General features: G+C 56.4%; 22 protein-coding genes. 6 read left to right on the top strand and 16 right to left on the bottom strand.

Translation table 11 applies throughout. The features are described from left to right. Positions 1-83 precede the first annotated feature (83 nt). Both hipB and AB1E37_RS12605 read left to right on the top strand, forming a co-directional pair. Positions 84-350: a type II toxin-antitoxin system antitoxin HipB gene (hipB, locus tag AB1E37_RS12610; RefSeq protein ID WP_002904790.1), complete on the top strand. Its 267-nt coding sequence runs from the start codon at positions 84-86 to the stop codon at positions 348-350. Then, the gene (locus tag AB1E37_RS12605) at positions 350-1,672 is read left to right on the top strand and encodes a type II toxin-antitoxin system HipA family toxin (RefSeq protein WP_032436337.1); all 1,323 of its coding nucleotides are present in this window, start codon (positions 350-352) and stop codon (positions 1,670-1,672) included. Before hipB ends, AB1E37_RS12605 begins: the two co-directional genes overlap by 1 nt. A gap of 16 nt (positions 1,673-1,688) precedes the next feature. Here the strand turns inward: AB1E37_RS12605 and AB1E37_RS12600 are convergent, their stop codons facing one another. The 5 genes from AB1E37_RS12600 to AB1E37_RS12580 form a co-directional block, all read right to left on the bottom strand. Beyond that, the gene (locus tag AB1E37_RS12600; protein ID WP_002904794.1) at positions 1,689-2,981 is read right to left on the bottom strand and encodes a glycoside hydrolase family 10 protein; all 1,293 of its coding nucleotides are present in this window, start codon (positions 2,979-2,981) and stop codon (positions 1,689-1,691) included. Positions 2,982-3,121: 140 nt separating this feature from the next. Next, positions 3,122-4,126 (bottom strand): fimbrial protein, encoded by a 1,005-nt coding sequence (locus tag AB1E37_RS12595; RefSeq protein WP_032436338.1) that lies wholly within the window; start codon positions 4,124-4,126, stop codon positions 3,122-3,124. Beyond that, a complete protein-coding gene (locus AB1E37_RS12590) occupies positions 4,114-6,615 on the bottom strand; it encodes a fimbria/pilus outer membrane usher protein (RefSeq protein ID WP_367777085.1) in 2,502 nt (833 codons plus the stop codon). The genes AB1E37_RS12595 and AB1E37_RS12590 overlap by 13 nt, the downstream gene beginning before the upstream one ends. Positions 6,616-6,630: 15 nt before the next feature. Then, positions 6,631-7,326 (bottom strand): molecular chaperone, encoded by a 696-nt coding sequence (locus tag AB1E37_RS12585; RefSeq protein ID WP_023285117.1) that lies wholly within the window; start codon positions 7,324-7,326, stop codon positions 6,631-6,633. A 76-nt stretch (positions 7,327-7,402) separates the two neighbouring features. Next, on the bottom strand, positions 7,403-7,966 hold the full coding sequence (locus AB1E37_RS12580) for a fimbrial protein (RefSeq protein ID WP_004143457.1): 564 nt from the start codon (positions 7,964-7,966) through the stop codon (positions 7,403-7,405). Positions 7,967-8,410: 444 nt separating this feature from the next. Here AB1E37_RS12580 and AB1E37_RS12575 point away from each other — a divergent pair, with 444 nt between their 5' ends. Continuing rightward, positions 8,411-8,698, top strand: a complete 288-nt coding sequence (locus AB1E37_RS12575; RefSeq protein ID WP_004176193.1) for a hypothetical protein — start codon at positions 8,411-8,413, stop codon at positions 8,696-8,698. A 227-nt stretch (positions 8,699-8,925) separates the two neighbouring features. Here AB1E37_RS12575 and map read toward each other — a convergent pair whose 3' ends face one another. The 3 genes from map to AB1E37_RS12560 all read right to left on the bottom strand — a co-directional run bounded on the left by map (position 8,926) and on the right by AB1E37_RS12560 (position 10,445). Continuing rightward, positions 8,926-9,708 carry a type I methionyl aminopeptidase gene (map, locus tag AB1E37_RS12570; RefSeq protein ID WP_019705667.1) on the bottom strand — a complete coding sequence of 261 codons (783 nt, stop codon included), beginning with the start codon at positions 9,706-9,708 and terminating at the stop codon, positions 8,926-8,928. Further along, entirely contained in the window at positions 9,689-9,907 is a 219-nt protein-coding gene (locus tag AB1E37_RS12565) for a ParD-like family protein (protein ID WP_002904808.1), read from the bottom strand. The genes map and AB1E37_RS12565 overlap by 20 nt, the downstream gene beginning before the upstream one ends. 289 nt (positions 9,908-10,196) lie before the next feature. Beyond that, the gene (locus AB1E37_RS12560) at positions 10,197-10,445 is read right to left on the bottom strand and encodes a hypothetical protein (protein ID WP_002904810.1); all 249 of its coding nucleotides are present in this window, start codon (positions 10,443-10,445) and stop codon (positions 10,197-10,199) included. Between the two features lie 296 nt (positions 10,446-10,741). Between AB1E37_RS12560 and AB1E37_RS12555 the strand changes: the two genes are divergently transcribed. Further along, on the top strand, positions 10,742-12,397 hold the full coding sequence (locus AB1E37_RS12555) for a bifunctional diguanylate cyclase/phosphodiesterase (RefSeq protein ID WP_004143447.1): 1,656 nt from the start codon (positions 10,742-10,744) through the stop codon (positions 12,395-12,397). Between the two features lie 33 nt (positions 12,398-12,430). On the opposite strand, the gene iroE is transcribed toward AB1E37_RS12555, so the two are convergent. The 7 genes from iroE to AB1E37_RS12520 all read right to left on the bottom strand — a co-directional run bounded on the left by iroE (position 12,431) and on the right by AB1E37_RS12520 (position 19,870). Beyond that, positions 12,431-13,366: a siderophore esterase IroE gene (iroE, locus tag AB1E37_RS12550; protein ID WP_032436341.1), complete on the bottom strand. Its 936-nt coding sequence runs from the start codon at positions 13,364-13,366 to the stop codon at positions 12,431-12,433. Between the two features lie 187 nt (positions 13,367-13,553). Continuing rightward, the gene (locus tag AB1E37_RS12545; RefSeq protein ID WP_002904814.1) at positions 13,554-13,694 is read right to left on the bottom strand and encodes a hypothetical protein; all 141 of its coding nucleotides are present in this window, start codon (positions 13,692-13,694) and stop codon (positions 13,554-13,556) included. A 24-nt stretch (positions 13,695-13,718) separates the two neighbouring features. Beyond that, a complete protein-coding gene (locus tag AB1E37_RS12540) occupies positions 13,719-13,958 on the bottom strand; it encodes a hypothetical protein (protein WP_002904816.1) in 240 nt (79 codons plus the stop codon). 416 nt (positions 13,959-14,374) lie between these two features. Further along, positions 14,375-14,818, bottom strand: coding sequence for a PTS sugar transporter subunit IIA (locus AB1E37_RS12535; protein ID WP_002904819.1), 444 nt, complete (start codon positions 14,816-14,818; stop codon positions 14,375-14,377). Further along, complete coding sequence (locus AB1E37_RS12530; RefSeq protein WP_004143440.1) at positions 14,808-16,253, bottom strand: sugar porter family MFS transporter; 1,446 nt, start codon at positions 16,251-16,253, stop codon at positions 14,808-14,810. The genes AB1E37_RS12535 and AB1E37_RS12530 overlap by 11 nt, the downstream gene beginning before the upstream one ends. A 744-nt stretch (positions 16,254-16,997) precedes the next feature. Beyond that, complete coding sequence (locus AB1E37_RS12525; protein WP_004151635.1) at positions 16,998-18,326, bottom strand: 6-phospho-alpha-glucosidase; 1,329 nt, start codon at positions 18,324-18,326, stop codon at positions 16,998-17,000. A gap of 11 nt (positions 18,327-18,337) precedes the next feature. After that, the gene (locus AB1E37_RS12520) at positions 18,338-19,870 is read right to left on the bottom strand and encodes a PTS transporter subunit EIIC (RefSeq protein WP_032436343.1); all 1,533 of its coding nucleotides are present in this window, start codon (positions 19,868-19,870) and stop codon (positions 18,338-18,340) included. Positions 19,871-20,137: 267 nt separating this feature from the next. Here AB1E37_RS12520 and AB1E37_RS12515 point away from each other — a divergent pair, with 267 nt between their 5' ends. Next, positions 20,138-20,836 carry a GntR family transcriptional regulator gene (locus tag AB1E37_RS12515; RefSeq protein ID WP_032436345.1) on the top strand — a complete coding sequence of 233 codons (699 nt, stop codon included), beginning with the start codon at positions 20,138-20,140 and terminating at the stop codon, positions 20,834-20,836. A gap of 5 nt (positions 20,837-20,841) precedes the next feature. On the opposite strand, the gene AB1E37_RS12510 is transcribed toward AB1E37_RS12515, so the two are convergent. Then, the gene (locus AB1E37_RS12510) at positions 20,842-21,585 is read right to left on the bottom strand and encodes a sulfite exporter TauE/SafE family protein (RefSeq protein WP_002904827.1); all 744 of its coding nucleotides are present in this window, start codon (positions 21,583-21,585) and stop codon (positions 20,842-20,844) included. Between the two features lie 111 nt (positions 21,586-21,696). Here AB1E37_RS12510 and AB1E37_RS12505 point away from each other — a divergent pair, with 111 nt between their 5' ends. Beyond that, the gene (locus AB1E37_RS12505; RefSeq protein ID WP_032436346.1) at positions 21,697-22,581 is read left to right on the top strand and encodes a LysR family transcriptional regulator; all 885 of its coding nucleotides are present in this window, start codon (positions 21,697-21,699) and stop codon (positions 22,579-22,581) included. The last annotated feature ends 101 nt before the right edge of the window (positions 22,582-22,682 follow it).

Here is a 22,682-nt window from a genome sequence, read left to right as displayed (position 1 = left end):
GGATATCCTTGACATTATCCCCTGTAGGGTATAAAACCAAGTTTATCCCGACAGGGGGATAAATGATGGTGAGGAACAAGGCGATGAATTCCCCGCAGATATACAGTCCCGTGCAGCTGGCCAATTACCTGAAGCTACTGCGCCAGCAGAACCACTGGACCCAGGATGCGCTGGCCAGGCGGATCGGCATTAAGCAGGCCACGCTGTCCAATTTTGAAAATCACCCCGACAAAACCACCTTAACCACGCTGTTTAAGATCCTCCAGTCGCTGGGGGTGGTGATGACGCTGAACGCCAAAGCTGCTGAGACGGCGCCGGCTCCCGATAACAACACGGACCTTGACTGGTAATGGCGACGCTTACCACCTGGATGAACAATGTGCGCGTGGGAACCTTAACCCGCCAGGCTAACGGGGCGCACAGTTTTCGCTATGACGAAGAGTGGCTGCGCAGCCCGCGCGCCAGACCGCTCTCCCTCTCACTGCCGCTGCAGTATGGCAATATCACTGCCGACGCGGTGTATCACTATTTTGATAACCTGCTGCCCGACAGCCCGCAGGTCCGCGACCGGATCGTCAGGCGCTATCAGGCGCGCTCGAAGCAGCCGTTCGATCTGCTGGCCGAAGTCGGGCGGGATAGCGTAGGGGCGGTGACCCTCCTGCCGCCGGGGGAAGAGGCGCACCTGGAAGGATTACGCTGGCAGACGCTGGACGAGGCGCAGCTCACCGCTTTGCTGACCGCTTACCAGTCGGATATCCCCCTCGGGATGATTACCGGCCAGGACGATTTCCGTATCTCGGTGGCCGGCGCCCAGGAGAAAACGGCGCTGCTGCGGATGGGCGATCACTGGTGTATTCCGCAGGGCGCCACGCCGACCACGCATATCATTAAGCTGCCCATCGGCGAGATCAAGCAGCCCAATGCGACGCTGGATCTGCGTGAAAGCGTGGATAATGAGTATCTGTGCCTGGCGCTGGCCAGAGAACTGGGCCTGGCGGTGCCGGAAGCGGAGATCATCGCCACCCCGCGGATCCGCGCCCTGGCGGTAACCCGCTTCGACCGGCGCTGGGCGCAGGAGGGACGGGTGCTGCTGCGTCTGCCGCAGGAGGATCTGTGTCAGGCTTTTGGTCTTCCTTCAGCGATGAAATATGAGTCTGACGGCGGGCCGGGTATCGCCGCGATCATGACCTTTCTGCTGGGCTCGAGTGAAGCGCTGAAAGATCGCTATGACTTTATGAAGTTCATGGTCTTCCAGTGGCTGACGGGGGCGACGGACGGTCACGCAAAAAACTTCTCAATTTACCTGTTGCCCGGCGGCAGCTACCGCTTAACACCGTTCTACGACATTATTTCGGCGTTTCCGGTGCTGGGCGGCACGGGACTGCATCTGCGCGATCTGAAGCTGTCGATGGGGCTCAATGCCACAAAAGGGCGTAAAACAGAGATTAACGCCATCTATCCGCGTCATTTTCTGGCGACGGCCAAAGCGGTGAACTTTCCCCGGGAGCAGATGCTGGCGATCCTCCAGGAGTTTGCCGGGCATGTGCCGCAGGCAATCGAAAGCGCTCGCCGGACGCTGCCGGCGGACTTTTCCAGCCACGTCTGGCAGGCCATTACAGAGAACATGCTGAAGCTGCACGCCCGCCTGCAGCAAGGGCTGCAGGCGCTATAGCAGAGCCGGCTGGCGGCTAGCTCTGCGGCTGCCCCCAGCGGCTGCGCAAATAGTTAACCGCCTGCCGGGTTTGCGGCTGATTGAGGTTGTTTTCGCGGAACAGGATGGTGCCCTGGATCTGCGGCAGAGTCTCATTGAGATCGAGCTGCTTTTTCAGCTCCGGCACGCCGCCATCCACCGTCCAGTCAGGCTCGTTTTTGGACGGTTCACCCACCTTGTACAGCGCCACGCCGATATACAGCCGGGTATGCGTCGGTTTAACCACCTCGGCCCACCAGTTGGCCAGCACATCATAGCGCGCGGCATCGCGGGCAAACGGCCAGTAGATCTGCGGCGCGATGTAGTCGAGCAGTCCCTGCTGCACCCAGCTGCGGGTATCGGCATAGGACTCATCATAGGCGGCCGCGCCCCGGGTATCGGACCCCGCCGGATCGTGCGAGCGGTTGCGCCACACCCCGGCCGGGCTCACGCCAAACTCGACGTTCGGATTGAGCTTTTTGATGGTGGTGGAAACCTGGGCTATGAGCTGCTGGGTGTTATGCCGCCGCCAGTCGCCCTTCGAGGCATAGCCCTGCCCGTAACGGCGGAAAGTCTCGTTGTCGTTAAGCGGGGAAGAGGCGGTTTCGGTATAGAAATAGTCATCGAACTGCACGCCGTCAATCGGGTAGTTCTGCACCACTTCAGCGACGATGCTGGTGATCCAGTCACGCGCTTCGGGAATGCCCGGGTCGAGAACAAAGCGATCGCTGGCGGTGCGGATCCAGTTACGGTGCAGGACGAACACGCTGGCCGGTACCTGGGTGAGGGTGTTGTTCAGCTCGGCAATCGTCGACGGTTTGGTGTTGACCGAGACGCGGTAGGGGTTAAACCACGCGTGAACCTTCATGCCGCGCTTGTGCGCTTCATCCAGCATAAACTGCAGCGGATCGTAGCCAGGGTATTCGCCGATTTTGCCGGTCAGCATATCGGACCACGGCAGAATATCCGACCGCCAGAGCGCCGTACCGTCCGGTTTCACCTGGAAAAAGACGGTGTTGATCCCCAGGCGCTGCAGGTTATCGAGTTTAGCGATCAGCGCCAGCTTCTGCTGCGTGATGCGGCTCTCCGGCGTGCTGGCGATAATCGACCCGACCGGCGGCCAGTCAAGGCGCGAAACGGTGGTGAGCCACACGCCGCGCACCGGCTCCCGGTGCGCCTGCCCGGCTTTGACGGCGGCAGCGTTCGGCGGCGTGACAAGGGATTTAGGGGCTTTACTGGTGCAGCTGAACAGCATGCCAGCGGCGATGAGCGCCGCGCCTGCCAGCGCCACTTTGCTGGCTAAGGGGAATCGACGAGAATGGCTGATGATGAACTCCCGTGTACTCAGATCGTCGCGTGTAGGCGCTATTCTCTTACGATTCGCCGGTCAGAGCAATTCCTTATCCGCTTCATCCGTCGGTTCGCCATCGCCTAGTCATAATGCAAGGTATAGGTCGCAACGGCCGACACCTGACCGGCGGTGATCCGGGAACGTGTCTGGTAGTAGCGGGCAGTGAGCGGCAGGGTAAACCGGCCCGCGCTCGCTCTGTCCAGCGTCATCTCATGATTCAGTACGACCGGCTGACGATGGTAAAGCAACTGCACGCCAATACCCTGCGCCCGATCGTCGGTGGCGTCATTGCGCAGAACGCCATGCCCCCGGGCGGAGAGGGGCTCCGCGCCGTCAACTCGCAGGGAAATCGTGACAGCGCTGTTGCAATCCAGCTGCAGCGCAAAAGGGGTGTCGCCGGTGGTTTTGCCGACGCCGCCGAAGTGGTCAAGCATCGCCGCAGGGAGCTTGATCAGGGCTGGCGTGGCGTCATTCACTGAACATCCCGCGGTGCTGATCCTGCCGGTTAAGTCTAACGCGGCCAGCGGGGTATGCTCCGCCATTAAAAAGCGCTCGCTGTGATACTCAAGCTCGCCCGGCGTCGCCGCGGGACCGGTTTTAATGAGCTCAATCGTCAGGCGGAAATAGCCCAGTTTCCACACCGCATCGGGCAAGGCGGCGGGATTGTCCACCCGTTGGCTAAACGGCGAGGGCGTCGGCCGGTCAGGAAAGCCGCCATAGCTGCCGATAGCACGCAGCGATACGCGAACGCCAATGCCGGCGAGATTAGTTTGATAAACCGTCGGTCGCGTCACTCCCCCGGACAGCAGACTGTCCAGCAGCAGCGGCGACAGCCCGTGCGGGTCGTCCGCGCAGCGGATCCACTGTTCGCCGCCGTCGCTAAGGCGGTTCCAGGCGAAACTTTTATGATACAGCGGGGTGCCGGGTCTGGCGTCAGCCGGAACCGTGAGCTGCCCCACGTTCAGCCGAAGGGTGGAGGCCTGGCCGCGGACAAACACTGGCGTACAGGCCCATCCGCTGGCGGCCGGTAACAGAGTGAATAACAGCGTCAGGGCGACCCGACGCAGGAGAGTTAAAAAGGACATGATAACGTCTGCTGTAAGATGAGTGGATGGGGGGTCTGCGCCAGCGTCGGGGTGAGATCGTAGCGGGCGCTACAGCGCTGCTGAGGGCCTGGCCCCCATTGCGCATACAGGGGGCCTTTTGGCGCCAGGCCGGCCAGGTACACCTGACCCTCGCTGGCAACGATGCTGTTGGTGTCTTTGGCGCGTACTTCGCTGCCAAAGGGCAGCGGTTGTCCCCGCGACTGCAGCGTAAACAGCGCCTTATAGCCAACGTGGGTGTGAAAGCGCGCCAGAACCACCGCGTCTTTGGTAGGGACCAGCGTCACGGTGCTGTTGGCCAGATCCACATTCTCCGGCAGCGAATGGCTGTCGAGAGAGACGTCGTTGCGGTGATAGGCGGTGGCGAAGGGCAGCACGGCGTACCCGTCACCATTGGTGGCGATGGTTTTCTGGTTGGCGAGGGTCACACCCCCGGCGCCACCGGCGTCAATCAGGACGACAGCGCCATTCATTTCCGGCGTAAAGACTACCCCGTGGCGGTGAATCAGAATGCCCCCGCTGGCGCCGTAGTTCAGACGAGCGGCCTGCGAATCGTGGCTGTAGCCGAGATTCAGATCGCCCCTTCCACTGCTGTACCCGGCCGTCAGGCTGCCGCTGGACCCGTTTTGCCGATCGCGGGTTTGGCTGACGGCGTAGCTAAGCGCGTGATTGTCCAGCAATGTGCCGTTGAGGCTGACCATCTGACTGCCAACGCTGTGGCGGGAGGAGGTCAGGGTATAGCCGGCATAGCTCCCCGGCAGCAGGTGGCCCAACGGCACGGAAAGTGACAACGTCACCACTTTGTCGGAATGCGGCTCGTCATCCTCCTCGTCACCGTGGCTGCTGCGGGAGTCGCTGTAGCTGAGCGACCACGCGATACCGTTAACCTGGCTGCTGATCCCCATATTGGCGGTACGCTGTGTGGCGCCCCCTGACCAGTAGCTGTCCTGGTCGAGACTCAGATAGAGGGTGATATCGTACGGCAGGCTCTGGCTGGCGGTGATTTGCAGGGTTGCTTTTTTGTTGTCGCTATCCTGCAGGTCGTCGTCGCTACCCGGGCTGGAAAACGCCTCGCTCAGCGTGGCATAGCGCTGATGCGAATAACGCCAGCCGGTGAAAGTCAACTGCGTGCCGAGACGATCAAAACCTTTGCTGTACTGGAGCTGCCAGGCCCGGCCATCGATCGGATCCTGCTGGTGCCGGTCGCGGGCGTTTAACAGCTGCAGCGAGAGCGCCCCGGCTTCTCCCAGCCCCTGTCCTGCGCCGAGCGAGAGGTTATGGTATTGCGCCGCGCTCTGCAGTCCGCCAAACAGCGTCAGGTTATGGGCGAACCCGCGCATCAGCGACAGCTGCATCATCAACGGCCGCTGGCTGGCATCGTCGCTATGGTAGCGCCCGGCGACCAGGTTGTATTTCAGGCTGCCTTCGCGCTGCATGCTGGTCACCGAAGCATACGGCTGGGTGAAGCGGCGGATTTCGCTATCCGACTCTTTGACGGCAACCTCAATATTGCCGCTGCTGGCGGTGGGATAAAGATCGTCAATCACGAACGCGCCGGGGGTGACGTAGGTTTGATACAGCACGTAGCCATTTTGCCGAACAGTGACCTGGGCGTTGGTTCTGGCAATCCCGCGGATGGTCGGGGCAAAACCTTTCTGCGAGTCCGGGAGCATTGCATCGCTGGAGGCGAGGGATATTCCCTGAAACTGTACCGCGTCAAACACATCGCCCGACGTGAAGGTATCCCCGAGGGTCAGTTCACTCTGCCAGCGCGTCAGGTCGCGCTCAAGCCAGGCGCCGCTGGTCGTCCACTGGGGCTTATCATCGCTGTTGGCGGTCAGGCTATTGCTGGCGCGCAGGCGCCAGGCGCCGACGTTCACGCCGCTTTTCAACATCAGATAGTTATCGCGCTCGGTGCTGCCCTCGCGGGTACGCTGGCTGGCGCCTGAATAACGATAGTTACTCTGAAAGGCGCTAATACCTTCGTCCCACAGCGCAGAGGGAACATTATCCCTCGCCCGGTGCGTCATCAGCGCCTGAGGAATGGTCATTACCAGCCGCTGATGAGCAAAATCGAAATTGACCGTGCTGCCCGGCAGCAGTGCGTTGAGTTCGGGACATGAGCGGGACGTTGCGCCGGGCGCCTGGGACAGCACGGCCGGGTTAACTCCGGCCTGCAGCAGATCTTCCGGCTTAAGGCAGGGCGTGAGCTGTCCGCGATCGTTCTGGCGAAACGTGACGGTCTTACGGGCGTCCAGCGTGACGCCGTTGACCTGCCAGCTCACCGGATAGTCGCCTGGCGGCTGGCCCGCCTGCTGATTGAAGCGTTGCAGATCCACTGCCGGCAAATGGTCGTTTTTCTCCAGCAGATCCATATTAAAGGTCGCCTGGGCGTGCAAGAGCGCGCTCTGTCCGCCCAGCAGGATGGAGAGGCTGACGACGGTAACGGTATGAGCCGGGCCGTGGCGCATCGCGACATCAGACGCTTAGTGCGCCGAAACGGGGGCGCTAAACGTCTGCACAGCGCCAAAGTCATCCAGAATGCGCCAGCTCACCTCGCGGGCGCAGGCCTCGCCGGGGAGGGCATACTCTTCACGGCTGTGAGGAGCAATCACGCTGCGCTCAAGCGGCGTTTTCTGGTTCTGGCCCGCGCAGCTGAGCGTGGTGATAGTCACATAATAGGGGGAGGCATTCTCCGCCTGCAGGTGGTTGCCGCTGACCCGCCAGCGCAGGTGCTGCGCCGCGTCGAGCGCCGAGCCAGGGAGCCCTGCCGGGCGATAAATGAGCTTCAGTTGATTCTTAATAGCAAATTGCAGAATGTTCTCGCCAGCCGGCGCGGTATTGGCGGGAATCACTTTGATATTCAGGGTGAATAAACTCTCACGGTCAGAGGGCAGTTGCGGCGAGGTTAATAACACGCGCAGATCGTTGCTGTCTCCAGCATCCAGACGGAACAATGGCGGGGTGACGATAAACGGTGATTTATTATTATCAGCCAGATCGTCTACCCAGCTCTGAATAAGCACCGGATCGTGAGGATTGGTGTTTTTTACCGTGATGTCTGCCTCATGGCTTTGTTCATTATAAATGACACGAGTGCCGGCAATGGCAACCCCGGCGGCAGACGCCAGGAACGGGCAAAAGAGAAGGCTCAGGATAAAAGCCGCTTTATAACACTGCATAATTGAGGATCCGGTCACGAGGAATGAGAATAAGGGCAGGGGGACGCTGCCCTTGGAAAATGGCAATCAGGACATTCTATTCGTACACAATATCAATATTGGCCGTGGCATTAATATTGCCGGCGGTGACATCCTGTGAGGAATCGCTCTTCAGATCGGCGATAAAGTTAAATGCAATATCACCGTTTTCGTCGGCTTGCGAAACCGCCGTTTTGCTCTGCTTGTCAAAGGTCAGCTGAGTGCCTTCCGTTGAGCCGTCAGGGGAAGAGAAGACTTCAATGCCCACCCCTTTGGCGGTATCCGCGGCGTCGGAGAGCGCCAGCACGGCGGCGCTGGTGCCGTTAGCGTTGGTGTCCGGAGTACCTTCCAGGCTGATACTGATGTTCTGCGCCAGTGGGCAACCGGTGAGGTTGATAGTGAACGGCGTTTCTGCGGTTTTCGCTTCATGGGATTTAAGCGCCGACATATCGACGTTGCCAAAATCGACATTAACATCGCCACCGTTATTGGCGATCTGGCAGGACTCGTTAATAATTTTACCGGTGAAATTCAGTGTACCCGCCGCGCGGGCGGTGGTCACAGTAGCCAGACTTAAGGCCAGCAGTGAACCAACAACCAGCAGGGTGCCTTTTTCTTTCATACTCAAACCTTATTAAATAATCACAAGTTAACAAAAGCATTTAACATTTTTAAAGCATGTTTTTTATTTCTGTTCACAAAAAACGGTAAGCATCGCTAATGTATATTACCGTCGGGGGCGGGATTATACGGAGAACATCGTAAAGGCCCATTGATAAGATGTATTAAGCTGTAACATTATTTATTTTTTGGTGTAAGTATAATCTCATTAAATATTAAAAAGAGTCCCATACGTATAATGCATTATTTCCGGGAGATAACTGTTCTGAGCAAATTTTACGAAAAAGTTGCTGTTAATCCCGGCAGTTGACCGGGTGGCCCGGAATAATCATTTACGCTGCCGCTATTTTGCAGTAGCGTGGAGTGACGGCAGGAAGCCGCAGGTTGTAGGGCACAGAAACGATGCTGTGCCGCGCAGTGTCACCCGTTATCAAGGAAGATTGCTATGTCTCCATTCCGTCTCGCTCTGCTATGTCTGTGCCTGGCGCCGCTGGCGTCGTCTGCTGCGCTTTCCGGGCAGGTTCATTTTTCAGGACGGGTCATCAATCCGGCCTGTGTTATCGCCCCCCGGCACGATCGTATCGATGTCTCGTGCCAGCACCATTCACCGGAACAGGTCGCCTTGACAAACAACCGTCCTCGCTACGCCATGCCGGACAATCGTGGTGAGGTCAGTATTCACTGGCGAAATGCGCAGCATAGTGAAGCGGATGTCATTATTCGCTATCGCTAAGGCGGGATAAAGGCAATGAAGAGTAAGCTGATGCAAGAAGGTAAAGGATAAACCGTTGTGCGGTTTATGCGCGCATCAGCCATAACCAGCGGGCAGGCGCGCGCGCAGAAAATCATTCATGAAAACAATTATTGCCGCCGCCCGGCGGCAGAATCAGGTGTCGTCTGGCGCCCAAGCGAGCTCCGGGATCGGAAAGCGGCCCACCGTCATAGAGAAAGGGAAGCAACTCAGCGGATCCGCGACTGTTCATCGTCGCGTAACGTCAGCACCTCAAAACCGTTGGCGGTGACGGCCACGGTGTGCTCCCATTGCGCGGAGAGTTTTTTATCGCGGGTAACCACCGTCCAGCCATCTTTTTTGGTTTTGATACGGCTGTCGCCCTGGTTGACCATCGGCTCAATGGTGAACACCATGCCTTCCTGCAGCACGGCGCCTTCTCCGGGGCGGCCGTAATGCAGCACCTGCGGTTCCTCATGCATTTCCCGACCGACGCCGTGACCGCAATATTCTCTGACCACGCTATAGCCATGTTCCTCCACCCAGCGCTGAATAGCGTGGCCAATATCGCCCAGCGTCGCGCCAGGCTTCACCACCTCAATGCCTTTCCACATCGCTTCATAGGTAGTCTTTACCAGCCGGCGGGCCAGCGGGGAGACATCGCCTATCAGGTACATCTTACTGGAGTCGGCAATCATGCCCGCTTTCTCGAGGGTGATATCGACGTTAACAATCATCCCGGAGCGCAGATGTTCGGTCGCTTTGGGGATCCCGTGGCACACCACATCGTTAATGGAAGTGTTCAACACATAGGGAAAATCGTATTGCCCCTTGCTGGCCGGGCGGGCGTGCAGCTGGTTGACGATAAAATCTTCCACTCGATCGTTAATCGCCATCGTCGTTACGCCGGGAACGATAAAAGTATCCAGCATATCAAACACCGACGCCAGCAGCTGGCCGGCATGGCGCTGCCGGGCGAGTTCGTCGGCGGTTTTAATGATTATTGATGGCATTGATCACCTCCAGCAGACGGTCAGAGCCGGATTTCAGCATCAGCAGTTTGATCTGCTGGTGGTTAAGCTCAGGGTAGAGTTCGCTCATCATGCCCAGACGGATCCAGTATTCCGCCTGGGCATTGACGGAGCGGGACATGGCTTTGCTGGCATCACGAATATCATCGTGCAGCAGATCGGAGATTTTGACGATTCCCATAGATATATACCGTAATGATTCGTATATACATCGTATACAATCCAGCGCGGGATGTCCTTGGCATTTTGTGGCGTGGATGGCGAGCACCATGCAAAAAAGCCCGACCAGCGGGCTTATATTCAGCATTTTTTCGGGTTAAAAATTCGCGCTGTGCACCATGGCGAAAATTACCCATTAGATTATCGGTATGCAGAAAGAAAATAACATGATGGCGACGCATCAATATATTTTATGCAGGTGTTAATTTTGCGTATTAATATTCTCCCGTCAGGCCGGGAATCCGAAGGATTTACAGCGCGTCAGTGAGTTTATCCACCACCACTTTACCCGCATTATCGAACTGCGTAATGCGGAAACTGTCGCTCCAGGAGCGGCGGGTGGTGAAGCGGTCGAACAGGGATACCCGGCCTTTGCGCTGGCCATCTTTACTTAAAATAACCCATTCGGTCACCGAAGAATAATGCTGGCTATTGTCATGCCGACTCTGTTGTTCAACAAGCTGGTCTTCTTTTTCCACTTTTAAATAATCACGCAACATATTTAACCTCCATAGAAAGTATTATTAACATTACTCCTTTTATTTATTCTTTCAATCAAACTTTTTAATCAATAAAAGTAACTATTAGTGGGCGACCTAAGTGCAAAAATCGCGGGGAATATCACTCCTTCGGACGGCCTGGTCCACTACGCTTAACGAGAGCGTCCGCCGCGCCTACTGCGGTGTCCGGGTCAGAAAGAGGCCAACAAAAGGCCATATCCTTGTATTCTTAATAGGAGTAATTCTGCTATATCTAATGCGTTTTGCCACGATCAAGCCACAGAGAGCGCTGTACCATGAGTAACGATCACCTGACGGATATTGCCTATCGCCACTTTATTGAAAGCGTTAAAGATTATGCCATCTATATGCTGAGCGCCGACGGCACGGTCATTAGCTGGAATGAGGGCGCCCGCCGGGCAAAAGGGTACCTGAGCGACGAGATCATCGGTCGCTACTTCGGTCTCTTCTATAGCGAAGCTGAGCAACTCTCCGGTGTACCCGCAAAAAACCTGGAAATCGCCCTGCGTAGCGGGCAGTTTGAAGGGGAAGGCTGGCGGTATCGCAAAGACGGGTCCCGATTCTGGGCGCATGTCATGATCGATACCATCCGCGATGAGCAGAACACCCTGCTGGGTTTTGCCAAAATTACCCGCGACATTAGTGAACAGAAGGCGATTAACGACCGCATCGCCTGGATGGCGCGCTACGATGCGTTAACCGGTTTACCCAATCGGGTGGAGTTTTTTGAACGGGTGGAGAAGCTGATCACTGGAAATGATGCCCGCCGCTTTGCCATTTTCACGATCGATTTAGACAAATTTAAAGAGATTAACGATCTGCAGGGCCATCTGATTGGTGACCAGCTGCTGCAGCGCGTGGCGGGCGCCGTTCTCAAAACGCTGCAGAAGGAGGAGATGGTCGCCCGCTTCGGCGGCGATGAGTTTGTGGCCGTTAAACCTTTTTCCGATGAGGGGGAAGTGGATGCCTTTGCTGCGCGCCTGTGGCACTGCTTCAGCGGTAAGCAGACGTTTGCCGCGACGGAAGTGGTTCTCTCCGCCAGCATTGGCATCTCAGTCTACCCGGAGGACGGCACGGATATTAATACGATACTGAGCAATTCCGATCTGGCTATGTATCGGGCAAAAAGCAGCCTCGACCATAAGATTTGCTGGTATGAACGTGAAATGGATGACAAGACGCGGCAGCGCAATATGATGGCCGCCGATATCCGGCGCGGTATTCACGCCGGGGAGTTTTCGCTCCACTATCAGGCTATCCGCAACATCAAAGATCGTAGCATCACCGGTTACGAGGCGCTGCTGCGCTGGCAGCATCCGCAGCTGGGGACGATCCCGCCGGACGTGTTTATTCCCATCGCCGAAGAGAGCGGCGCTATCGTGCCCTTAGGTTACTGGGTGCTCGAGCAGGTGTGTAACGAATCGCTGGAAAATGGTTTGAACAGAAAAGTTTCGGTCAATATCTCTCCGGTGCAGTTGCGCCATCGTAGCTTTATCGAAAAAGTCCGCGAGATCCTGATGCGTACCGCCTACCCGGTCAGTCTGCTGGAGTTTGAGGTCACCGAAACGGCGTTTGTGATCAATAAACAGCTGGCGTTCAGCGTTCTGCATCATCTGCAAAAAATGGGGATCAGTATTGCGCTGGATGACTTTGGCACCGGTTACTCCTCCCTGAGCATGCTGCGCGATTTTCATTTCGACGTCATCAAACTCGACCGCAGCTTTATGACAGATGTGGAGAGCAACCCTCAGGTACGCTCATTCGTGCGAGCCATTATTTCGCTGGGCAATTCGATCAATACGCCGCTTATCGCCGAGGGGGTGGAAACGGCTGGACAACTGCAGATCCTCGAAGAGGAGGGATGTGACGAGATGCAGGGATTTCTGTTCGGCGAGCCGGTCGATATCAAACACCTGCCCGACCGGCGCTGATGCGCCCACCCTCCGCTGGTGGGCGTAAGGGCGTTATTGATGCGCAAGCGCTGCCTGCCCGGAAAGATGCAGCAGCGCCGAGCGCAGCGAGACCTCGAACATCTGACCGTGCGTCAGGCCGGGGTAGCGCCAGAAGGCTACGGTCAACCCTTTACTGGCAAGCTGCTGTTGGGTTTGACGCAACACCTCAAGCGAGGCCTCGTGCCCGGACGGCTCTCCACGGGCTTTACCGTCACCCTCGAGTAGGTACAGCGATTTCCCGCGAAAGCGGACGGCATCAAGACTTTGGCTTGCCTGCAAAGGCGATTGCAGGGCCTGACCTAGCGACGGGCTGGCGGAATAGTAGATCCCGAACGGCGAAGCCTTCCTCCACGCGTCGAGCACAAACAATCCGCCGTAGGAGTGGCCCCAGATAGCGCGCTGGTGGGGATCTATTTTCAGGTTAGCTTCCGTCTGGGGAACCATCGTTTCGGTCAGCAGCTGGCGAAAAGCATCATTGCCGCCGGTTTTACGCGGCGGTAGCGCGGGTTTCCCGGCGCGAGGCTCATGCGTCTTTAGCGGTGGGGTGTAATCCCAGGCGCGGGCTGCGGTATCAAAGGGCAGCGCGGTCTGGTAGCCGATAGCGACGATCATCGGCGGGGAGCCGGCGAAGAGCTGCTGCAGAAACGCGTCGTCGAGTTTATCCATCACCGCGTTGCCATCCAACATATATAGTACCGGATAGCCGGCGGCGGGCGGGGCTTTGTCCGGCACTGCGGTCCATACCCGGTAGTGACGTTCGCCATCGGCAGAGTCATACTGGCGTTGCGTAAAGTGGTAAAACGCCGACCCTTTATCCGCAATGTTCGGCCCCAGCGGCTGAAGATCCGGCCGGGCAATACTGCCGCTGCTGTAGAAGAGTGCGCCAATCGCCAGCGTCAGCAGCCCGCTCGTACGACCTGTTGTGATGCTCCCTGAACTCAACTTCACCTCGTCTGTCCCCCTGTTTTGTTGCTTCTGGCGTTATTGTTGGGCTGACACGTTAGCACAGCTTTTATGATAATGGTTCTCATTTCTTTTTCTGGCGTTGCCACAAACTGTATGCTGGGGGAGCGGGTGGCGGGATAAACGGAGATGACGAAGAGAAGGCCCCCTGTAGGCGGTCATAAAAGAAAATTCAGGAACGATCGTGAAGGTGACTCAACAGTTTTTTGACCAGCGGAGTGAGCGCAATAAACAGCAGCGCAATAATTACGATCAGCAAGAGCGTCAGCCCTTTATGGTGGCTGATAAGCACCAACAGCATCGCCAGCGTCATGGTATGATCCTTTAATAAATGGCGTTAACCACCGCCAAGGTGAATAAAATTCAACAGAATGGTCATGACCACCCAGGCCAGCAGCAGATAGCGTCGTTTATCGCGTCGAGCTTCCAGCGCAGCAAAATAGTTAGCGCTGTACCAGGTCGATATGATAATAGCCAGCGTGATGATGACCTGCCAGATCGCCTCGCTGAAACCGGTGACGCTGCTTATGCCACGAAAGCAGAGGACAATCGCAATACCGTTAAACGCATTACACATCAGCCATCCCCACAGACTTGCGGGTCGGCTAAATAAATATCCCAATCGTAAAACCAATGTCGTATTCACCCTGCTAAAATAATCGCGCTGTAAAATGCATTTTAACGATCGAACAGGTATTGATATAAATCAAAACTAATGGAATACCGCAGGAATCACTGGCGTACGGTGCTAACAGCGCGAGCAATAAACCTGAGGGTCAGCAGCCCTGAAGAATATTTAACTCATTGTTTTAATGGGATTTTAGTTATGAGATGCCTGCGGTAACGTGCGTACTTCAAGCAAGTAGCAATACGTTGGTTTCTCTGGTTATTATTGCCATTGAGGTTATAACGGGGAGAATCAGATTATTCGCCATGTTTGCTGGGCGAGGGGTGAAAATCCGACCGGGGCCAGAGCTCCGGTCGGTGTCATACTTAATGGGGCAAGGCGTTATGCTGCAGAATTTTCAGGAAATCATGTTTGTCGGAGATTAATGACAGTGCGTTAGCGATCAGCTCATCGCTAAATATCGAGGCAATTTCCTTGAGTACGTCAATATGCTCTTTCTCTTTCGCGATCACGCCGATGGCAATAAACATTACATTGCTCCGATCCCAGATTACGCCATCAGGAAACTGATAGATCTCAATCCCGGTTTTAAGGATGATATCCGTCGCGGATTTCGGCAAATGCGGCAGGGTGATGCCATTGCCTAAAAAGGTCGAGACCTGATGTTCACGCTCCAGCAGAAAGTGGACACATTCCTGATTGACATAGCCTTTGGCTTTAAACTCCGCGCCGATCATGGCGATGACTTCCGCTTTATTACTGGCTTTGCAGCCAATATGCAGATTATCCAGCGTGATGTTATCGATCATAACCAACCTCCCTGGTGAGACGAGTGGATTTTTTATCTTCATGGTTTGCTGACAGCTCTGCTTCTAACTGCTCAAGCGATTTATTGGAGGTCTCGGGCAGGGCAAAGACCACGAAAAGAATGGCTAAATAGTTAATGGCGGCGAAGATAAAGAAGACTGGCCCAAGGCCCAGTTTTGCCTGCAGCAGCGGGAACAGATAGCTGACCACCGCGTTCATGATCCACATGAAAAATACCGAGATCCCCATCGACAGTCCGCGGAATTTCAGCGGGAACAGTTCGGCTAATACCACCCAGGTAATAAAGCCCATGGAGCCCTGCATCACGCCGACGAACAGCGCGCCCAGCAGCCAGATGGCGGTAGCTTTCAGGTCACCCACCAGGGTGTAATCGACAGCGGCGATAATCAGATGCAGGGTTGCCATAATGGCGAAACCGTAGATGATGATTGTCTTACGTTTGAAGCGGTCGACAAGGAACAGTACCCCGATCAGCATACCGCCCACGGAGAAAACACCGTTCAGCACGTTGCAGATCAGCGAAGTACGCTCTGAGAAACCGGCGGCACTCAGGATTTCCGTACCGTAATACATAATGACGTTAACGCCGGTGGTTTGCTGCAGTGCGGCCCAGGTAATGCCGACCAGCAAAATTTTGAGGATCCAGGGTGTTTTGACAATCGTCGCAAAGGTGCTCTGGGCGCTGTACTTATTACCAGCTTCAATTTTGATCAGGGTAGAGATGTCATCGTACTCCTTCTGCGCGCGTTCCGCCGGGCGGATTTGTTTGAGGATATGCAGCGCTTCATCATGACGATTTTTGCTGATCAGCCAGCGCGGGCTTTCCGGCGCGCGCCACATGCCAACGAACAGGCAGATGGCCGGAATCGCTTGTACCAGCAGCATATAGCGCCAGACGTCCGGCAGATGGCCCCAGATGATGCCAATGATCGCGTTGATGGCAAACGCCGCCAGCTGGCCAATGACGATGGCGACTTCATTCAGGCCGGTCAGCTTGCCGCGCATCTCGGTAGGCGCCACTTCTGAAATAAAAGTGGGGGCGGTGACCGAAGCGCCGCCGACGGCATAGCCCAGCAGGGCGCGGGCAATCAGCAGGGTAGTGATATCGGGGGCCGCGGCGGAAAGCAACGCGCCGATGAGAAAAACAAAGGAGAGAAAGAGTAAATATTTACGCCGGCCGAAGTAATCGGCAAATTTGCCGCCAAACACGCTGCCCAGCGCGGCGCCGACCAGCAGAACGCTCATTACCAGCCCTTCGGTGGTTGGGGTCAGCGCCATGTACTGCTTCAGTGAGGAAAAGGCGCCGTTGATAACGCCGGTGTCGTAACCGAAAAGCAGGCCGCCGAAGGTGGCCACTAAGGTGATCTGATGAAGTCGTTTTCTCTGTTGCTGGTTCAGGTTTGTTATAAATGACATGGTAGTCCCTTTATTTTGTTGAACGACACAAGATAAAAATACATCTCCCCAGTCAGGATTTATCACGCCTGTGTTGTCGTATCTAACTGAATTAAATGATTTTCTTCTTTGTGTAATTGCTCAGCACAAGGCAGGGTACGCTAAGCAATGGCGGTCAAAGAGGTTTACGGCTTGGTGTTGACATGGATGTAGTCGATATCCGTTCTCCTTTGCGGGTTAGCGGTCTTTAGTGCGTCAGTCGCGACGACATTTGCCGATGAACAGCGCTCTGGTGTGGCACGTTGCTGTCGCTCCGGCGATTTACCGTGGTAAGAATATGGCACAAAGAAATGGAATGAACATGCAACAAGATCACATTATGAAAATTTAATTTCAAATCAGTGTTGCAGAATGGTAAATGCATGAAGCCAATCACAAAGGCTAAAGGGAGTATATCCCCATGAAAAGCAGGTTAAATTTACAGTGAGGTAATAACGATGTTGTTTTCAGTGGGTTAATGTAAATCGGAGAATACTACGCAGATCACATTTTTACGCCATAATATTGAAGAATAGAATTTATATTTCATTGTCACGATCGGGGCAAAATGAAGATAGAGGCCTTTTACCTCCGGTCTGAAGGGGAAATGAGCGGTTCGCTTTGCCCACGGGGGCGGAGGTTAAGGATGAATGCATCACCGGGGGAAACACCGGGTAAAAATGCAGAGAAGGGGGATTCTCTGCATCTTACCCATCACGAAAAAGATCAGTGCAGTGCGGGCCAGTAGCCTTCGTTGGCGACGATCAGTTCATCGAGGATGGCTTTCGCCACCGAAGCGCTGGGCACCGTTTTCGACAGGGCGATGGCCTGCCACAGTTTCTGGTAACTGCCCTCAATCCAGGCGTCAACCACCAGTTTCTCAACTGCCACCTGCTGCTCCATCAACCCTTTCTGGAATGACGGGATTTTCCCCATCGCCAGCGGTTCCGGACCATTAACGCCCACCAGGCAGGGGACTTCCACCATCGCCGTCTCATCGAAGTTGGCGATGGCTCCGTTGTTCTCGACGATCAACAGCATCCGCTCCTGGGTGTTAAAGGCGATGGCGCAGGCGAGGTCGACGATAAAGGTGGCATGGGCCCCGGCATGGAAATGCGCGCCTTCCGCCGTGCCGCGACGGGTGATCTCCCGGGCCATATCAAAGACCTCTTTTTCGCGTCCGGCCATCACCTCGTTGGCCCGCGTAAACTCCGGGTCGGAATGCGCCACTTCATAGTCCGGGTAGAGATAGTATTTCAGATAGGTGTTAGGCAGCGTCGTCGGATCGAGGGCAAACACATCCTTCACCTTTTTAAAGGTCTCGATCCAACTCGGCGCCTTATGCTGAAAGTCTTCTTTTGGGCTGCTGTATCCCTGCTCCGCCACGTGACGCTTCAGCGCCGGCATCAAATCGTTACCGGCTTTATCGGTGATGCTGGTCCACCAGCCGAAGTGGTTCAGGCCATAGTAACGAACGTTCAGCGCTTTGCGCGACGGCAGGCCGAGGATGTCGGCGAACAGACCCTCGATAGCCACCGGCATATCGCAAATGTTGATGATGCGCGCGTCGGGCCGCAGGCGACGGGTCGCTTCCGCGACGATAGCCGCCGGGTTGGAGTAGTTGAGCATCCAGGCCCCTGGAGCGTACTGCTGCATATAATCGACCAGCTCCAGCACCCCGGCAATCGAGCGCATACCGTAGGCAATCCCACCCGGACCACAGGTCTCCTGGCCCGGCACGCCATATTTCAGCGGGATCTTTTCATCCTTTTCCCGCATCTCATACAGGCCAACGCGAATATGCGCCATCACGAAATCGACGTCGGTAAAGGCCGCCTGCGGATCGGTGGTATAGCTGAACTTCACCTGTGGGAAGCGTTCAGCCACCAGGATGGCGCAGGCGTCGCCGATAGTCTTCTGACGCTGGTGATGGTTGTCGTACAGACGGATCTCCCGCAGGGGAAAGCGCGACATATTTTCCAGTAACATCATCACAATCCCAGGGGTATAAGTACTGCCGCCGCCGGCAATGGTGACCACAAAATTATCTTTCATTTACCACCTCGTTATTCAATAACACCCAGACTGGCGTTGACCGCCGTTCGAATTTTGTTAACTCCCAGGCCATAGATAACCTGGACATGGTTTCCTTTAATCAGCACGCTGCTCCCGCCGCTCTCTTTCAACAGCGTCTGCTGGATAAGGGCGGGGTCCCGCACATCAACCCGCAGACGGGTAAAACAGTTGCCCACCGCACAGACATTCTCTTTCCCTCCCAGCCCGGCAATCACCAGCGCGCCTTTATCCGGATGCTCGCTATTAGCCTGTTGCGAATGCTCATCTTCGGCTGCGGTTTCGCGGCCCGGGGTGAGCAGCCGCAGACGGGTAATACAGAAGGTGCCGACCAGGTACATGGTCGCGGTTTCCAGCAGACCGAGGGCGACAAACACCGGCCAGCGCGTCGCGCCGACTCCCGCCGGGAGGTTATAGACGACGAAATCGATGAGGCCGTTAGTGGCGCAGACCCTGACGTGAAGCAGCCAGGCCAGCATCTGGAAAAAACCGTCCAGCAGGGAGTAGATAAGCCACAGCAATGGGGCGGTGAAGATAAAGAGAAACTCAAAAGGTTCGGTGATCCCCACCAGGACGGAGGTAACAATCAAGGGGATCAGCGTGACTTTCAGCCGCTGCTTATTCTCCGCTTTCGCCGTACGGTAGAAGGCGAGCGCCATGCCGGCGGTGCCAAAAATCTTCACCATCCCATAGGTGAGGAAACGGGCGGAATCACTGAGCGCGTCAACGGGGTGGCGGGCGATTTCGGCCAGGAAAATAGGCTTAGCGCCAATGACGGTCTGACCATCGATCAGCAGCTGACCGCCGATAGAAGTAAAAACGAACGGCGACCAGATCAGATGATGCAGCCCGGTGGGGATCAGGAACCGGTTGAGAAAGCCGTACAGGAAGACCCCGATGGCGCCAAAGGATTTCATAAAGCCGGTCAGCGCCGAGATGCCCAGCTCCACTACCGGCCAGAGATAGACGGTGGCGATGGCGAACATGCCAACCAGCGGCAGCATCACGATCAGCACCAGCTTACTGTTGCCGTAGATCGACAGCGCGCCGCGAAACTCAATCCCAACCACGCGATTATGGACAAAGGCGACAGCGCAGCCAAGGATAATCCCAAGGAATACGCCCATATCGATAACCTGAAAACCGAAGATAAAGGTTTGTCCGCTGCCGTACAGTTGCGCGTTGGTGGCTCCGGTCGCCAGGCGATGGGTGAGGGTTAGCCAGCTATTATTCGCCGCCAGGTACATCAGCCAGGTCATGGCCGCCACGAAGGCCGCTTCGGCCTTGCGGGTTTTCGCCAGACCGCTGGCCAGCCCAAGGCAGAACAGAAACCCAAGATGGTTCATCAGCGCCCAGAGCATACTGGAGACAAATTTCCCCATCAGGTAGAGCCCGCTGCTTTCATCCACCCACAGCCGGTTGGTCGTCATGCTGAACAGGGCGATCAACAGGCCGATAGCTGGCAGATACAGCACCGGCCCGATCATCGCCTTGGAAAAGTCCTGAAGCTTTTTCACTCCAATCATGGTTGTCCTCTCGTCTTTGCAGACCGCTGTCATCACCTGATGAATAGGCTTATCAGACTAGGAGCAGACCACCGGGAACCCGAGCAGGAAAAGGGCCATCTGTGACGAAAGTCATATATATTGTTGCTGGACAGATATATAAATATGGCGTGATTTATAGATGTGTCATTGTTGATTTTTTCGCTGAAAGATAAAAATAATCATTTAATTACATAAAGTTATTCATGTCTACCGTTGACTGGCGCCACTCCATCGAGACATCTAAAAGTGATTTATAAAAAGATTGCCACTGAACTGAAGGCCCGCCTCAACAGCGACGACTATGCCGTCGGCGATATGCTGCCCAGCGAAAAAGCGCTCGCCGCGGAGCTGAAGGTCTCGGTGATGACGCTGCGCAAAGCGCTGGCGCTACTGGAGGAAGAAAAGCTGATCGCGCGGCGGCACGGCAGCGGAACCTGCATTGTGCGTAAAAGTAACTATCATGGCGGGGAACTGGAGGGCTTTAACTACCAGATGCAGGTGGTGGGCGTCACCAACTACCGTAACAAAGTTATTGAATTTACGCTGCTTGATGCCCCGCCAGCCATTGCCCAGCAGTTAAAGATCCAGCCGGGGGAGAAAGTGTATTACGTCAGACGGCTGCGGCTGATCGATGAGGTCCCAATCCTGGTGGAAAACAGCTATATCCCCTTCGCCACCTTCCCCTGGCTCAGCGTGGGTAACCTCGAGCAGTCTAAGTTCAACTATTTCAAAAAAGAGTGCCATATCACCATCATCGAGAGCCACCGCAGCTATACCCCGGTGCTGGCGACCCGTGAGCAGGCGGAGCTGCTGCAGGTGGCGCCAAACAGCCTCCTGCTGCGGGTGCAGTCGATCAGCTACGCCCAGAACCGGGCGATCGTCGATTTCTCAGAGATCTACCAGAACACCAGTAAGTACAATGTGAAGCACATTACCCGCCGCTAGAGGATTCAGACCAGCCATCCCCGGGCGATCAGCTCTATCCCCAGCGCCAGCAGGAACAACAGAAAGCCCTGACGAAAGCGCTGCGGGCTGAGACGCGAGCGGATCCGCTGTCCCAGCCACATGCCGAGCAGCGCCGGCAACAGCGCCAGCGCCGACAATAGCCATGCATCATCATGCCAGCCATCGTGCAGGGCGAGGCCAGCCGCCAACGCCAGAGTGGAAAGGGTGAACGACAACCCCAGGGCCTGCACCAGCTCGTCGCGACGAAAGCCCAGCGCCTGTAGCCAGGGAACGGCCGGAATAACAAATACCCCGGTCGCCCCGGTGATAACGCCGGTCAGCCCGCCCATGAGCGGCGACAGCCACTTCTCCACGCGGCCGGAAACCTGAAACACCGGACTGCAGAGCGCATACCCGGCATAGACTATCAATGCGGCGCCAAGCGCCAGCGCCGACCACCGAGGATTGAGGCCGATCAGCAGTGAGGACCCGGCCAACGTGCCAATAATAATCCCGGTCATCATAAGCCAGAGACGGCGTACAATCTGCGCCAGCGCCGGGCCTGCCAGTAACTGCCAGAGATTGGTGAGCAGCGAGGGGAGGACCAGCAGCGCCGCTGCGGCCTGCGGCGGCATCAGCAGGCCAAGCAGGCCCATCGCCACGGTGGGCAATCCCATGCCGGTCACCCCTTTGACCAGCCCGGCGGCAATAAAGATCAACAGGAAAGAGATCGTGTGTAAATCGAACATTATGGCTCACTTTTCAGGGTAGAAAGGGGCATTGAAACAGCTGGTCGTGAGGGCCACAATGCGGTATGTTGGCCATAGACTACGGAAAAACCGAAGGGAAAGGAGGGCCTGATGCGACTGGATCTGGCCGATCTGCGGCTATTTATCGCCATCGTGGATACCGGTAGTATCACCGGCGGAGCGGCGAATGCCCATCTGGCCCTGGCGTCCGCCAGTGAGAGGCTGCGCAAGATGGAGGCCGAGATCGGCGTGCCGCTGTTGCACCGTCATGCCCGGGGGGTGACGATGACAGAGGCCGGGGAGGTACTGGCGCGCCATGCCCGCCCGCTTCTTGCGCAGCAGCAGCGTCTGCGCCAGGCGATGCACGCCTTCGCCTGCGGTCAGCGGGGGACGCTGCGCCTGTTCGCCAACACCTCGGCGATGTCGGCCTTTCTGCCGGGGAAGCTCGCCGCCTGGATGGCAGCGCACCCGGCGGTGCAGATCGAAACCGAAGAACGCACCAGCGCGGATATCGTCAGCTGTATCCTGGCGGGCGTGGCGCAGGCCGGAGTGGTGTCCGATGCGGTCGACCCCGGGCCGCTGCGCCTCGATCCCGTCGCTGACGACCCGCTGGTGCTGATCGTGCCGCCAGCTCGCCCTCTGGCCGAAAAACAGGAAGTGGCGTTTGCGGCGGTGCTCAACGAGCCGTTGGTCGCCCTCTATCAGACCAGTGCGCTACAGCAGCATATCGAACAGCACGCAGCTGAACTCGGCCAGGCGCTAAACGTTCGGGTCAGGATGAGCCATTTTACAGGGCTTTGCGAGATGGTGGCGCACGGCGCTGGCGGGGCGATCCTGCCGCGCGTTATTGCCGAGCGTTACCGGCAGCGCTATTCGTTTGCCGTCATCGGGTTACAGGACCGCTGGGCGCAGCGCCGTTTGTGCCTGTGCTACCAGGATGACGCCAGCCTGTCGCCAGCGATGCGCCGCTTACTGGAATGGCTTCGTCAGCCTTGAGAACATCAGTGACAGTGTCACTTTTCATGCCCGTTATTGCTACTGACATCCGTGCCAGAGATGCGATAGTAGAGGTCCGCTTTTATTAAGACGCGAATCAG

The organism is Klebsiella sp. Shm-1, from assembly GCF_040804525.1.
In the GTDB taxonomy this organism is placed as follows: domain Bacteria; phylum Pseudomonadota; class Gammaproteobacteria; order Enterobacterales; family Enterobacteriaceae; genus Klebsiella; species Klebsiella pneumoniae.
The sequence above is the reverse complement of the archived record's forward strand: the minus strand, read 5'-3'. Positions and strand labels throughout refer to the sequence as shown.